Genomic DNA, 15236 nt, shown 5'->3' on the forward strand with positions numbered 1-15236 from the left:
TTTAATGAAACATACAACACTTATTATAATAAGAATAATTAAATTATTGATTTACAAGATTATAAATAACAAATTTAACCTTTTCCTTTCTTAATGCTATGGTCTATATCAAGCAAAAATTGACTAGGACTAACCCCATATTCCTTTTTAAAAACAGTAGAAAAATATGATTTCGATAAAATACCCACCCGATACATTACTTCTCCTACCGAAACTGCTTCACAGGTCATAATCTCAACTGCTTTTTTTAGGCGTACATTTTTTACAAACTCAATAATGGCAAGTCCTGTTATTTCTTTAATTTTTGTACCAAGTTTAGTTTTGCTCATTCCTATCTCCTTGCAAATCATATCCACACTCAAATCTGGGTTTTCCATGTGTAGTTCTATAATAGCCAAAAGTTTGTCCATCAATTCCTTATCTTTAGCAGAGTGTACAAGTTCCCTTACCTCCACCTTATAGTCTTTCAAGTAACGCTGCTTTATTTTTTGTCGCTGATCAAAAAGATTTTTAATAGTGAGCGATAAAAGATCTATATCAATCGGCTTACTAAAATAATGGTCGGCGCCAAACCCTACACCGCTAATCTTTGTATCGGGAGTATCGTTGGCTGTTAATAAAATAATAGGGATATGACTCGTTTCCAAATCTTCTTTTAGCAAACGGCAAAGTTCAATCCCATCCATTTTGGGCATCATCACATCGCTAAGAATAAGATCCGGACTTTGCTCTTTTGCTTTAATAAGTCCTTCCAGACCATCAACAGCTTCATAAATATGATAATGCAATGCTAAGCACTCCCTTAAAAAAGCCCTTATTTCATCATTATCTTCTACAATAAGTAAGGTTTTTGCTTCCCTTGGCAGCGCTAAATCTAGGTTTCCTTTTATTAGGATATCTTTTTTAAAATACAATTCGTTTTTATACTCCAGGCTTTCTAGTTTAACGGTACTTTCTTCATTATTTTCGTCCCACAGTTCTGATAATTTATACTCTTTTTTACCAATTGGGATTGCTATGCTAATTTCCGTACCCTTAAGCTTTTCACTGTATACATAAATTTCCCCTTTGTGCAAAAACGTAAGGGTTTTAACAAAAGCTAGGCCAAGGCCAGAGCCTAAGTGCGATTGAGTAATCCGGAAATATCGCTCAAACAAATGGTTCATAGATTGTTTGGAAATGCCTATCCCGTTATCGGCCACACGGATGTAAACATATTCGGCTGCTTTATAATTGCTTTTTAAAATCAGTTCATTTTCAAACGATGGCTTTAAGTCTGCAATAGCAAAAAAGATTTCAATTGTTACTGTTTCTCCAGCCGGAGTGTATTTAAAAGAATTATGCAACAGGTTGATGATGATTTTTTCTATGATCTGTTTATCAAACCATAAATCTTCGTTTATTACAGGAATATTTACTTTAAAATTGATCCCTAACTCAATTGCTTTTTCAGAAAAGTCTGCAGCTAAATCATTAATCAATTGAGCTAAATTTCCCTTTGTAACCTTTAGGTTTAAAACACCTGTTTCTGCTTTACGGAAATCGATAATTTCGTTGATCAAACCCATCAGGCGCATGCCGTTTCTGTACATAATTTGAGTTGAGTTCTTCAACGTTTCAGAACCTCCCTCTTTCATTATTCGTTGAAGTGGCCCTAGTATTAAGGTAAGCGGGGTGCGTAATTCGTGAGATATATTGGTAAAAAATTGAAGCTGAGATTGATGAATCTCTTCCTTTTTTACTTCATCTATTTTTTTAAGCTCTACTTTCCTTCTTTGTTGAAGCAAGAAAATCAGTGTTGCCATCAAAACCAATACTCCCGACAACTTAAACCACCAGGTCATCCAGAATGGTGGAACAATAATAACATTTATAGATGCCTCGTTTGTACCCCAAACACCATCGGCATTTCTTGCTTTTACCTTGAAAACATATTTTCCTGGATCTAAATTCGTATACGTTGCTTTTCGCTGATTTCCCACAAAGTTCCATGCCCTGTCAAAGCCTTCAAGATAATAAGCATATTGCGTTTTTTCTGGGTCGATATAATTGAGAGATGCATAGTCGAAAGAAAATAATGATTGATCGTAGGCTAGTTTGACTTCCTTCGCTTCACTAATTGGACTTTTTAAAACCGAATTATCGCCAAATGCTATTACACTTTTGTTAAATATTTGGAAATCGGTAAAATATACAGGTGCTACATTACTGCTGTTAGAAATACTATCGGGATGGAAAATATTAAAGCCCTGAGTTCCTCCGAAAAGCATTTTGCCATCTCGGGTTTTTAAGCTAGAATTTCTAGAAAACTCAAGACCTTGCAATCCATCTGCTTCAGAATATCGTTTAAAGAAAAGCTGATCAGGGTTGTATTTGATAAGGCCGTTATTTGTACTGATCCAAAAATTTCCCTTCAAATCTTCCATAATTTCTAAAATTATGATTTTACCGAATTTAGCGCTTAATGCAGGTTGCTTAAATGTTCTGGTTTTAAAATCAAACAGCATTAAACTGTTTTGCCCTATCCATAATCGTCCTTTAGAATCGTTAAAAACCACATCAACAGGTTCATAGAACGAAATTTTGGTATTAGAGTTCGGATTAAAATAACTAGTTAACGATTTATTTTTTTCAGAATAGCAATATAAACCTGCATCGTCTGTTCCTATCCATAAATCCCCATTTTTATCTTCCTGTATCCGGCTGATACTTTTGCCTTCAAATTTTGTTTTTTGATTAATTGGCCCCTTAAAAAGCCTAAATATGCCTTTTTTTCTATCTAAAACCGATAAGCCGCCGTACGCAGTACCCACCCATAATTGCCCCCTGCTATCTTCAAATAGCTGGCATACGTCATCAGAACCGATGGAGTTTGTATCTGCGGGCTGGTGAACAAAACGAGAAAAGTTGTTTGTTTTAGGGTTAAACCGATTAAGCCCCCCTCCCCATGTTGCAACCCAAATAGTTCCTTGTTTATCCTTATAGACATGAAGTACCGCATCGGACCCTAGAGTACTTGAATTACCCAATTTATTACGATATACCCTATACGTGTTATCCTTTCGATTCCAAATGTTGATGCCTCCACCGTCTGTCCCTATCCAAATTAAACCGTCTTTATCTTCATAAAAAGTTTTTACGTTTTTATGAGATAAACTGTTCGATTGCGGAAGGGCCGTAACCAGATTGAATTTATACCGTTCGGGACTGTAAACGCATAGCCCCCCACCTGTAGCCACCCAAAAATTATGCTGCTTGTCTTCCAATACAGCGGATACACTTTTTTGAGGAAGACTTGTTTTAGAAAACGGATCACTTTTGTAATGGGTAAAGCTATTGGTCGTAAAACTATATACACTGAGCCCACCATTTACTGTTCCAACCCAAAAATCACCTTTACTATCTTTAAATAGACATAGAACTTCATTTTCTGGCAAACCGATTAGCTTGTTTTCATTTTTTTTAAACTGCCTGACAGATCCTTTTGTACTATTAATAACTGATATTCCTTCCTCTTTTGTCCCTACCCATAGATCGCGGTTTTTATCTTCACAAATTGCAGTAATGAAATTACTGGAAATGCCATTACTTCTATTAAACAACTTCCAAGTACGGCCAAATAATTGATACAGCCCATTTCCATCCGTGCCTACCCAAAGCGTTTTATTGCTAGCTTGATAAATACAATTTATGCCATTAAGGTTCTTTGCCTCTTTAGTGTAAGCGCTATAATTGTCTATTCGCTTTTTTCCAAATTGTATAAGGTTCAAACCACCCGCAGTACCTATCCATAAATTTCCTTTATCATCTACAAAGACAGTTCGGATGTTATTATTGCTTAATCGGCCTGCATTCTTGGTATTGTACAAAAAACGAGTAAATGTATTTGAGTTTCTGTTAAACCTATTTAGTCCAAAACCTGTTGCAACCCAAATATTATGGTCTTTATCTTCGCAAATGCCATTAATAAAGCTATTGCTTATGGAGCCTTTATTGTTTACATCCGGTAGGTAATTTATAACCTGATAGCCATCATATCGGCTCAAGCCATAACTCGTTCCTATCCATATATAACCTTTACTGTCTTGAAAAACACATCTTATTTTACTATTTGACAGCCCTTTTTCAATCACTCTAAATTTAAGTTCAGGATAGGAAGCTGAAGCAATACCTGCATTGGCAAAAAAGAACAGTATAATATATATATGGAAAACGAGCCTACTATATACCAGTGAAATTGTTTTGCAAAGGACCTTTTTGCTCATTAACATTTTAAACAGATTTTAAGGCTAAAATACTGAAAATAACTTGGTGCGATGCCCATATACAAACCACTCGTCGTGTTTTTTGAACGTTATAAGCTAATACAGTTACAAAAATGACCAATCAAGCAACAAGGTATAATTTTAAATTTGGTCATTTGTAGTATAACCATTTATAAAAATTATAAACCTAAACATGATACAAAAACCGGAGGCATTAACCTCAGCTCAATCGAGTGCTGGGACAACTAACCTCAAGTATTTAGATTGCTGTCTTTCAGGGCTTTTTGCCAAAAGCAGCGAACATACATCCCAGAAAAAAACCCTTTTCTTAACGAGTTGCAGCTTAACTATTGGTATGATGATCTCAATCACATCATGGGCGCAGGAGGTAAAAAATAAACAGCTGAAACCCCAGTTAATCATTCAATCAAATTTTGAAGGGACAACCCGAGTTGTGCCAATACCTGGTACTAAAGATTATGGCGCTTCAATAGAACGGTTAGCTGGCAAGGGAGCAAAACTAAGGAATAGCGACTGGGATAAAGATCTTATACCAGTAATTAAAAGTGGCATACTGGAGGTTCAATACACTGGTGGCGATTCTTCTAAACGCTACGCTAAAGTTGTACCAGAGCCAGGCAACCCTAACAACCATGTACTTAAGTTTTGGCTGGATGGTTCATGGACAGCAGATTTGGGACTTCAAAAAGCAAGGGTACAAACAAATCTATATGGCATCAAGGGAGGTTTCAAAGAATTTTATCAGTCGGTAAGAGTATTTCTTTCTAACGATTTTGCAGTGCTTCGAGATTACCCTAAAAGAATAACATGGCTTACACTTTCAGAATTTTGGAATAACGAATGGTGGGTAAAAGAAGAGAAATATGGTTTCAGGAATGGCTTGTGTATTGGCAAACTAGATCCTAATGAAACAGATTTAAACTTTTTATTAAATGCCGAAGACCCAGGCCAAAAAGAAGTTTGGCGGTATAACAATACAAACGTAAAAGTACCCATAGGAAAATGGTTTACCATGGAATACTACTTTAAAGAAGGCAATAAAGAAACCGGCCGTTTTTATCTAGCCATAACCCCAGATGGTGAGCCGAAAAAAGTGGTTTATGATGTGCATAATTTTACGCACATGACCACTGATCCAGCTCCAAACGGATTAACAGGATATAACCCGATGAAATTATATACTTCACCAGAAATTGTTGCCTATGTGAAATCTAAGGGGAAAACACTCCAGATTTATTGGGACGATTTTAAACTCTGGAAGAATAAACGCCCACAATAAATACACTTTAAAATTTACAAATAAACTTTATGAAAAACAGGTTTTTGTTTTTACTTCTATTTTTTATGGGTAGCCAGGTTACTGCCCAAAGCACTAATCCCATCGTTATCGGTAAAACTAGATTCACGGTTATTACCCCCGAACTTATCCGAATGGAATATGCCTTGGATGACAAATTTGTAGACAATACTCTTTTTTTGCACATAATCGCTCAGCCTTGAGCAATGAGTTTCAGATTAAACAAGACGGAAACAAGTATACCATTACTACCAAAAGAATGGTAGTAAAATTTATAGATGATGGCTACCCGCTCAGCAACCTTAACATCCGTATTACCGTTTTTAATAAGCCAAAAAATTATGAATGGGCGATGCATAAAAAGGATAATAAAAACCTTGGTGGAACCCTGATTACGCTTGATCAGATTACGGGCGAAGTTCCTACTAGCAATGGTTTATTATCCAGAAACGGTTGTCAGTTAATTGATGATAGCCGAAAAGAAATTTTTGTAGATGGATGGATTGCCGAACGTTCTGTAAATCACCTGTCCGATTTTTACTTTTTCGCCTATGGCAATGATTATAAAACGGCACTCAAGGCCTTGTCTACCATAAGTGGTGAAGTGCCTATGAATCGTAAATATATTCATGGAAGCTGGTATTGCCGCTGGTGGGATTACTCGGCAGATGAGTTTTTAGAAATAGTTAAGGGATATAAGGAACATGATTTCCCGCTTGATGTAATGGTATTGGATATGGGCTGGCATACTCAAAAAGATGCCACAACTGGATTGGGCAATACAGATTCTTACGGATGGACGGGCTACAGCTGGAACAAAAAACTATTTCCCAATCCTCAAGGTCTGCTGAATAAGTTAAAAGACGACGGTCTGGCTATTGCCCTGAATGATCACCCTCATGATGGGATCCGCCATCACGAAGATCAATACCCTAATTTTATGAAAGCTATGGGCGAAGACACTACGGGTAAAAAAGAATTGTTGTTTAATGCCGGAAATAAAAAGTACACGGAAAACTTTTTTAAGTATGCTCAGCAGCCTTTAGAGAATATGGGGGTAGATTTTTGGTGGCTAGACTGGCAACAAGATATGGAAATGCCTTATGTGTTGGGCTACCGCACCTTACGACACTTACCTTGGCTTAACAACCTTTACTTTAAAAATTCAGAACGTGATAACAAACGAGGACTTCTGTTTAGCCGTTGGGCGGGATGGGGAAGCCACCGTACACCTATACAATTTTCTGGTGATGCAAAATCAACCTGGGAATTGCTGAAATTTGAAGTGCCTTTTACCACCAATAGCGGTAACGTTGGATGCTTTTTTTGGGCGCATGATATTGGTGGCTTTTTTGGCGACCGTAATCCGGAACAATACGTGAGGTGGACACAATTCGGACTTACCAATTCATCATTAAGAATACATTCTACTTATGATTCAAAATTAGACAGGCGTCCTTGGCTTTGGGGCGAACAGGCTGAGATAGCAATGAGAAAGGTCTATCATCTTCGCTCGCAATTAATGCCGTACATCTATTCAAGCGTTTGGCAATGCCATAGTCAAACAATCCCCTTAAACCGAGGAATGTATATCGAGTATCCCGACAAGGAAGAGGCGTACAATAATCCGCAACAATACCTATTTGGCGACTTGTTACTCTCTGCCCCGATAGTATCTCCCGGAACAGGAAAAGATTTAATTGCTAACCAAAAAGTTTGGTTTCCAGAAGGTGATACTTGGTTTAATATCTTTAACCATAAAAAATACGAAGGAGGTACAACACAAGATGTAAGTGCAGATATTAATGAGTCTCCCTTATTTGTTAAAGGCGGTTACCCTTTGCCAATGCAACCTTATCGCCAACGAATGGCAACCGCAAAGCTTGATACCCTGGTTATACGATGCTATCCAGGAACAGAGGGTAAAAAGAACATGTTTACGCTTTATGAAGATGATGGTGTTTCTACCGATTATTTAAAGGGCAAAAATGCATTTAATAACCTGTATTATTTGCAAGCGAAGAACGGAGCGGATATAACCATTGATGCTGTTGCCGGCCAAGGTTATAAAGACCAACCGCTAAAAAGGGCCTATCAAATAGAGCTACTTGGTGTAGTGATGAAAGGTGCCAAAGTAAATGGGAAAAGTAGGAAAGTAGTATGGCGAAAAGATTTAAATGCAAGCGTTGTTACTATTCCAAGTACAACGATAAAGCAAGTGATTACCGTTAATTTATTTCAATAAAAGTATTACACTGAGTTCGATAAAAAAATTTATAAAAAGAAAGTTACGAGTACAAGCAATTTAAAAATATTTTTTTAACCAAATAATTATTAATTAAACCAAAGTATGAAAAATTCTTTTTTAATAGTGCTAACTATTCCTGCATTAATATTATGTATGGGCAGTTGCAAGAAAAACCAAGAGGTAGCAAATACCACTGCCTCTTCATCCAGCACTTCAGAAAACCAGCTTCAGTTGCTAAGCACCACAGGCACACTGGTTGCGTCATCAGATTTTAACAATTCAGCTATTTCTTATGTAGATCCACAACGTGATGACCTTACCGGCATTAATGTTAGTCCCTACGACTGGACAACTTCAAATTTTGGAAAAAGCTTTCGCTTTTATTACGAAGGGGGAACATCTACAGACCGCAAAGCTGTAATAACAACAGATGATAACAGTACCAATAACATTCTAAAATACATTATTACTAACGGCACCATTGCGGCAAACCCGCCAAAAGCCAGAGTACAGGTAGAAATTGATGGCTTTAAGGACCCAGTTACTGGCGGATATTTCAAAGAGTTTTACCAAAGCGTAAGAATGAAACTTCATTACAGCTCATTCAAGAAAATTTTAGATGACCCAAACCGACTAGTCCCACCTACCCCAACATACGATCCACATGATTGGCTTACCTTATTTGAACTTTGGAACAATAATACCTGGGGAGATGATTTTCCTTTTAGAATAGGGATAACTTTAAAGAAATCTGCAAACTTGCAAAATTTTAACTTTGAAGCAGGTGCTCAAAAAGATGTTAGCGGTTCGTTTCAAGACGTTTGGAAAAATTCTTCCTCTACATTTGTTGTACCACTAGGCACCTGGATGACTGTTGACATCTATTTTAAAGAAGGTACAGCAGGCAGTAATAATGGTAAGTTTTATATGGCTGTTACGCCAGATGGCGGTACTAAAACAGTAATATTTGATTATGCAACCGGCACTAATCACAATTGGACACAGCACCCAGGTGATCCTAATCCAGACGGTGTGCAAAGTTGGAACGCCATGAAACTATATACTTCTAAAACTATTATAGACGCTGTAAAAGCAGGTACTAATCCTCAATCGTTACAAGTATCTTGGGATAATTTTAGAATTTGGAGAGATAAGCAACCTTAATAATTTAAAAATTGCTTGTACTTTTTTAATAAAGCTTAGTAAACAATAAATATGATCAGCTATAAAAAACCAAATATATCATGAAAAAATATTCTTTTTTGTTAGTATCCATGTGCTTCTTCTTTGCATGCAGCAAAAAAAACAGTCCACTAGTGTCCTCACCACCTATTAATCCAATTGACATCAGTCCTGTACCAACTTCAGAGTTGATATTTAACTCTGGTTTTGAAAACACTACCATCATACAAACTAATGCGCAGATGGATGAATTTAGAGGTAAAGATCTTACGTTCTCTACAAAGAATGATTGGGTAACTGATTTCGCAAACCATCCGAACGTTGGTTATGTAAGAAATTACTATGAAGAAGGTGATAGTACCCAGCGTAGGGCCAGAATTGTAGCAGAACCATTAAACCCGAGCAACAAAGTGCTTAATTATAAATTACTTACACCTCATATTGCCATTCCGGCAAGCTCTCAGTATACGGTAAATGGAATTGTTTTCGATAAAAAAGCCAGAATACAAATGGATATTTACGGCAATACCGATTTGAAGGAAGTATACCAATCTGTACGCCTATTTATACCTACAGACTTTAACAAGCTTGTTAATTCTGCATACCCAGCAAGTGGAGATTGGATTACCCTATTTGAGTTTTGGAATAATGCGCAATGGAATCCTGGGGCTACCTATCCTTTCCGTTTTGGTGTTACGCTTAGCAAAATTGCTCCTGGCACCGTTGGCTCTCCATTCTTTTTCAAAGTTGAAGCCCAGAAATTAGTAAGCGGATTTGTAACCGTATGGGAAAAATCTAACACCGGTTTTCAAGCTCCTATTGGTAAATGGATGACCATAGAGTATTATATCAAAGATGGTAACAAAGGAAACGGACGCTTTTATTTTGCAGTTACACCAGATGGTGGCACTAAAACGGTAGTTTATGACCTTAAAGAAGATACCTGCCATCCAGATGACCCCAATCCGGACGGGCTTGGAGACATCAATCCAATTAAACTTTATACCTCTAATAACATGGTAAATCAGATGAACGCTAGAAATGGCATCTTCCAAGTGTATTGGGATGATTTTAAGTTTTGGAAAAATAAAAGGCCATAATTTTCTTCAATCGAAGAATCCGCTTCATAATAGAACAGCGATTAAACAATAAAATTCCCGGCAACTTGCGCAACCGGGAATTTATACCTTTCAGCCGATTTACCTACTGCTATGGCGTTATAGCGCCCACGCTAGGAAGTTTGTTTTCGTACATTTCCAAGTCATCCCAATATACCTGTAGAGATTTACCTGCAACTTGAAAAGGTTTAACCACAGCCTCGCTGCAGTATAATTTCATCGGGTTAAAGCCATTATAACCCGTAGGACTGGTATTATTGCGATGGATATTAGTTGCATATTTATCACACAACTTATTCCAAACACCTGTATTGGTAGCATTTACCTCACGAACTGCGAAATAAGTTCTGCCTGTACCAGCATCACCTTCTTTAATATAAATTTCTGCTTCCAACCATTTGCCAGTTGGTATTTTATAATTGGTGTTCTGCACACTCCATATATTTAGTGGTTGTGCACCATTTACACCCATTTCATCACAGCTAACTACAAAATTAAATTTTGTTGTGCTTAAATTGTTTGGCCTAGTAATATCAATCGTTATTCTTGAGTCTTTCCCTGTGGTGGTGGGTACATGATCTCTAAATTCCCACAATAGCAACCAATCACCTGCGTTTGGCACTGGAAAAGTAGAGGCTTGAAGAAGATTGAAATCGTTTGGTAAATAAAACTTAACTTTTTGATAGTATTCCCTGATGTTTGATGATACGGCCAAATCTGCCGTTGTGGCACCAGGAGCAAGCGATTGTGAGAATAGTTCTGCAGCCACACGACCTTTATTTGTGTACCCTGCCGGTATTACAGCATTAGTAAGCCTAAAACTTAATATGTTGTCGCTATTGTTGCTACCCACATCCTTAGCAGAATTTGGAATTATTTCGGCTCTTCGATCGGTATAAGTTCCCATTTCATAATTCATACGGAAAAGCTTGTATTTTACTGGCGTTTTTGTTTCTAAATCATAGATCCAATCACTATTCATCAAGCCTGTGGTATTACCTTTAATATCCTCTCCTTGAGCAGTTGGGTTAGCCACTATTTGTGGATAGTTAGTATTGGCAGTGCTTCCTGGCTCAAATCCAGACTGAAATATAAATTCCTCTGCTTTAGATACTGCAGGAGGTTGCGTAACAATTGGTGGTGTAACAACAATAGCCGTTTTTGTTCCTTTCTTACATGAATATACCATTGTAAGTAAAAGAATAGCAAAAAGTAAAGGTTTTTTTGTCATAATATTAGATCGTAATCTATTTTTTAAGTTTACTATACCATTAATAAAAGAAAGTTTCTTTAAGCAAGTCACCTTCTTATTATTTAACACCATACATTTTAAGGTGCTATAGCGCCAGGGGTAGGAAGTTTGTTTTCTTGAATTTCAAGATCATCCCAATACATTACAAATGATTTGCCAGCACTTTGAAAAGGTTGAAGAACAGGCGCACTGCAATATACCTTCATTGGATTCCATCCATTCCAGCCCTGTGGGTTTGTATTATTGTGATGAATATTGGTAGCATATTTATCGGTGAGTTTGTACCAAGTACCAGTATTATTCGCATTTACATTGCGCATTGCAAAGTAGTTTCTACCTGCACTACCTACACCCTGTTTCAGGTAAATTTCCGCTTCTAGCCATCTGCCAGAATTTATTGTATAATTGAAATTCTCATCTTTCCAAATATTTACAGGTGGCCCGCCCACACCCATTTCATCACAAGTCATAATAAAGTGAAACTTTGTTGTACTGGTATTATTGGCTCGTGTGACATATATTGCTACTCGAGAATCTTTGCCAGTAGTTGTTGGTATATGGTTTCTGAATTCCCATAATAATAACCAATCGCCTGTATAAGGTAAAGGAAACGTGGAAGACTGTAAGAGATCAAAATCAGTTGGTAAGTAAAACTTAACCTTTTGATAATATTCCGTGACATTAGAAGCTACTGCTTTATCTGCAGTTGTAGCACCAGGTGCAAGTGATTGAGAAAATAATTCGGCTGCCACACGTCCTTTCATATAATTACCTTCGGGTATTGTAGCATTAGTAAGCCGATATCTCAATACCGTGTTGCTGTTGTTGCTGTTTACATTTTTTACAGGGTTGGTTATTATTTGCGCTTGGCGATCGGTATACGTTCCCCCTTCATAATTAATTCGGAAGAGCTTATATTTCACCGGCGTTTTGAGTTCTAAATGATAAGTCCAATCGCTTGATGTTAAGCCTAGGGTATTACCTAAAATATCCTCACCTTGGCCAGTCGGGTTTGCAGCTATTTGGGGGTAATTGGTATTACCACTGCCAGGCTCAAAACCCGACTGAAACACGAGAGAAGGGGTAGCAGCTATTTCTGTAGCATTACTACCCAAGGCAACTATTTTTGCAGATTTACTACCTTCAGAAGCTAAACTTGCCTCAGGATCTGCATTTTTTGAACAAGCACTCAATAATGCCATTGGCAATATTACAGCGTAAATTCTGCTAAAAAAGAATTTCTTTTTCATAATTTTTGGTTTATAATTGGTTAGGTTGTTATTAGTAAATTGTTATCATATTCATTCTATCCTAACTTAAATCAGAATATTGAATGAAATGTTATCAATAAAAAGCAAATGACTATTAACTTAAAATTCATAGATTAAAAAAGACCGAAATTCTTTAATTATCAATGTTTATCTGCTTATTGATGTGTTCAAGACAATCTATTTGCATCTTTCTCTTTGCATAGTTATATCCTGTTAATTATTAAATTTTATACTATTTGCCCCAATTACCCGCCTGTGCTGCCAATTCAAATTCTATAGTAGCGCCATTTGCAATATCTTTATGCCTAATAACAGAACTGTTCCATGGCTTTCCATTTACCTTACATGATTTGATGTAGATATTTTTAGCCGATAAATTATTTGCACTTATACTTAACTTTTTTCCATTGCTTAACGTTATCACCGATTTTTTGTAAAGTGGTGCGTTCAGGTAGTAAATATCCTGACCAGCATTAGGGAATAAACCCACGGCAGACAAAATATACCACGAAGTCATCGCCCCGGTGTCATCATTGCCGGTATAGCCGGTAGTGTCGTAATTTTTATTTAATATCCAGTGTACCCATTTAGAGGTTAGATCTGGTCGCCCAGCGTGGTTAAACGAACGCAAAGCCCAAAATGAAGGTTCATTTCCATAGTCAATAAGCTTGTTATTCATTCCATATTCAAGTCGTTTAGCATACATTTCCTTTCCACCAACCAATTTTATCAAACGGTTTATATCATGCGGAACGAAATAGCTATAGGTCCATGATGTACCCTCATAAAATGGGTTTACCCATGATTTCCCCCACATTTTAGCATCTTGATTGATGAATGATCCATCGGCTTTTTTAGCATCAATGAAACCTTTAAAGCCATCACTTTCTAGGTTAGGGTTCCACAGATTTGTCCATCCCTTACTTCTTTTAATGAATTTTTCATAATCGGCGGTTTCCCCTAAACCTTTGGCTAATTGTGCTACGCAAAAATCGTTATACGCATATTCAAGCGTGTTAGAGTTACTGTTAAAGCATTCAGGAATCCAGCCCAATTCTTTATAGCGGCCATTGTTGGCCTTATATTCCGGATTTTGTTGATTGCGGGCAACTAAACCCTTACGTTCTTTTTCTGCATTATATTTTACCAACCCATAAACTTCTTGCCAGTTTACACCTTTAAGGCCTTTAACATAGGCATCGGCAATTACATTGTCTACATCATTCCCACCTTGCTCTTCCTCCATTTCAATGCCAGCTACAAAGCCATCACGTACAGCACCATTATGTTTATAGCGATCTACAAAGCATTGAATGTTACCACGAACCATATCTTGATCAATTAACATGAACAAGGGGAAGGCCGAACGCCAGGTATCCCATAAGGCGTAATTATCATCCCAATAAGGAGCGTTACTTTTCCAATTTGGATTGTCGCCGGTACGATCACGGGGTTGAATCATGGTATGATACATTGCGGTATAAAAAATCTTTTTTTGTGCTTCAGAGTTGGTTTCAATTTTAATATGCTGCAGCTTGTTCTCCCAAGCAAGCATACCCGCTTTTTCCACATCTTCTATATTCCATCCTTTAATTTCATTATTGAGGTACTTTTCAGCATTTTCAAATCCCGAAAAGGAAATAGAAGCTTTCATCAAAATTTTATCATCCTGTTGAGTTTTGAAGCGGCAGAATGTTCCAACACGTTGCCCTTCATCCTTATCTAAAGACATGGCATATTCACCTTTTTTCAATGTATTGTCTTTCCATACGCCACTTTCAGAAAATGACTTGTTAAACTGTGCAATAAAATAAAGTTTATAATAGCCATAAGCCCAACCTCCTGAACATTCTATGGATGCACGAATTTGATTTTTTTCAGGCAGTATTTCTACGTCGCATTTTCTAAACTTATAACCTAGCTTGGGTATAAAATCTGCAATGCTTTGGGTAGCATCCAAAACTATGTAAGCACTATCTGTTTTAGGGTATGTAAACTGGTATAATGCAGCATGATGTGTGGGCGCAACGCCAGCAACAATGTTATAACGGTCTAAATTAGTTTGGTAGTAGTATGCCGTGGTAATTTCTTTTGATTTAGGAGAATCGTGCTTATCTGGAGCTACAGCAAGTCCTACTTGAGGAGAAATCAGGAAATGGCCGTACTTTCCCCAGCCTGTACCGCTTACATGCAATTGACCAAACCCTCTGATAGGTCGATTTGGATGGTAACCATCATGATCTCCGTCTATAGTTTGCGGAGATGGGCTGATACTTGCATAAGGTAGTTGCGGACCAATGATACAATTGCTTCCTCGAGTATCAATCACTCCTATTTTGGTGTCAATATAGTTTACCAGTTTAGTTTGTGAAAAGCTTTGAATGGATATTAACAACCCAATACCCATAGTGCTTAACTTTTTAATCATCATAATTTGTAGTCAATTAATTGTTGCTTGTTATTATCTTTATATTTTTTTGAGATGGTAAAATGCTGACTGTAGCTACGTTTAGAAATGATGGCGTTGTACGCTCAAATTCATTCTTGTAAATAAGTACATAGGGAATATTTCTATTAGCTTA

Annotated in this window: 8 protein-coding genes; 4 read left to right on the forward strand and 4 right to left on the reverse strand. The window is 37.1% G+C overall.

What is annotated here, in order from left to right; all coding sequences use genetic code 11:
- Positions 1–74: 74 nt before the first annotated feature.
- The gene (locus GJU39_RS12845; RefSeq protein WP_167515687.1) at positions 75–4265 is read right to left on the reverse strand and encodes a hybrid sensor histidine kinase/response regulator transcription factor; all 4191 of its coding nucleotides are present in this window, start codon (positions 4263–4265) and stop codon (positions 75–77) included.
- Positions 4266–4620: 355 nt separating this feature from the next.
- Here GJU39_RS12845 and GJU39_RS12850 point away from each other — a divergent pair, with 355 nt between their 5' ends.
- From GJU39_RS12850 to GJU39_RS12865, 4 genes are all read left to right on the forward strand, one after another.
- Positions 4621–5565, forward strand: a complete 945-nt coding sequence (locus GJU39_RS12850; RefSeq protein ID WP_154281204.1) for a hypothetical protein — start codon at positions 4621–4623, stop codon at positions 5563–5565.
- Between the two features lie 217 nt (positions 5566–5782).
- A complete protein-coding gene (locus tag GJU39_RS12855; RefSeq protein ID WP_209437641.1) occupies positions 5783–7828 on the forward strand; it encodes a glycoside hydrolase family 31 protein in 2046 nt (681 codons plus the stop codon).
- A 105-nt stretch (positions 7829–7933) separates the two neighbouring features.
- On the forward strand, positions 7934–8995 hold the full coding sequence (locus tag GJU39_RS12860) for a hypothetical protein (RefSeq protein ID WP_154281205.1): 1062 nt from the start codon (positions 7934–7936) through the stop codon (positions 8993–8995).
- Between the two features lie 152 nt (positions 8996–9147).
- A complete protein-coding gene (locus GJU39_RS12865) occupies positions 9148–10113 on the forward strand; it encodes a hypothetical protein (RefSeq protein WP_154281206.1) in 966 nt (321 codons plus the stop codon).
- Between the two features lie 109 nt (positions 10114–10222).
- On the opposite strand, the gene GJU39_RS12870 is transcribed toward GJU39_RS12865, so the two are convergent.
- The 3 genes from GJU39_RS12870 to GJU39_RS12880 all read right to left on the reverse strand — a co-directional run bounded on the left by GJU39_RS12870 (position 10223) and on the right by GJU39_RS12880 (position 15085).
- A complete protein-coding gene (locus GJU39_RS12870) occupies positions 10223–11362 on the reverse strand; it encodes a hypothetical protein (protein WP_154281207.1) in 1140 nt (379 codons plus the stop codon).
- Between the two features lie 98 nt (positions 11363–11460).
- Positions 11461–12633 (reverse strand): hypothetical protein, encoded by a 1173-nt coding sequence (locus GJU39_RS12875; protein ID WP_154281208.1) that lies wholly within the window; start codon positions 12631–12633, stop codon positions 11461–11463.
- A gap of 253 nt (positions 12634–12886) precedes the next feature.
- Positions 12887–15085 carry a GH92 family glycosyl hydrolase gene (locus tag GJU39_RS12880; RefSeq protein WP_154281209.1) on the reverse strand — a complete coding sequence of 733 codons (2199 nt, stop codon included), beginning with the start codon at positions 15083–15085 and terminating at the stop codon, positions 12887–12889.
- Positions 15086–15236: the final 151 nt, after the last annotated feature.

Source organism: Pedobacter petrophilus (assembly GCF_009674725.1).
GTDB classification, from domain to species: Bacteria; Bacteroidota; Bacteroidia; order Sphingobacteriales; family Sphingobacteriaceae; genus Pedobacter; species Pedobacter petrophilus.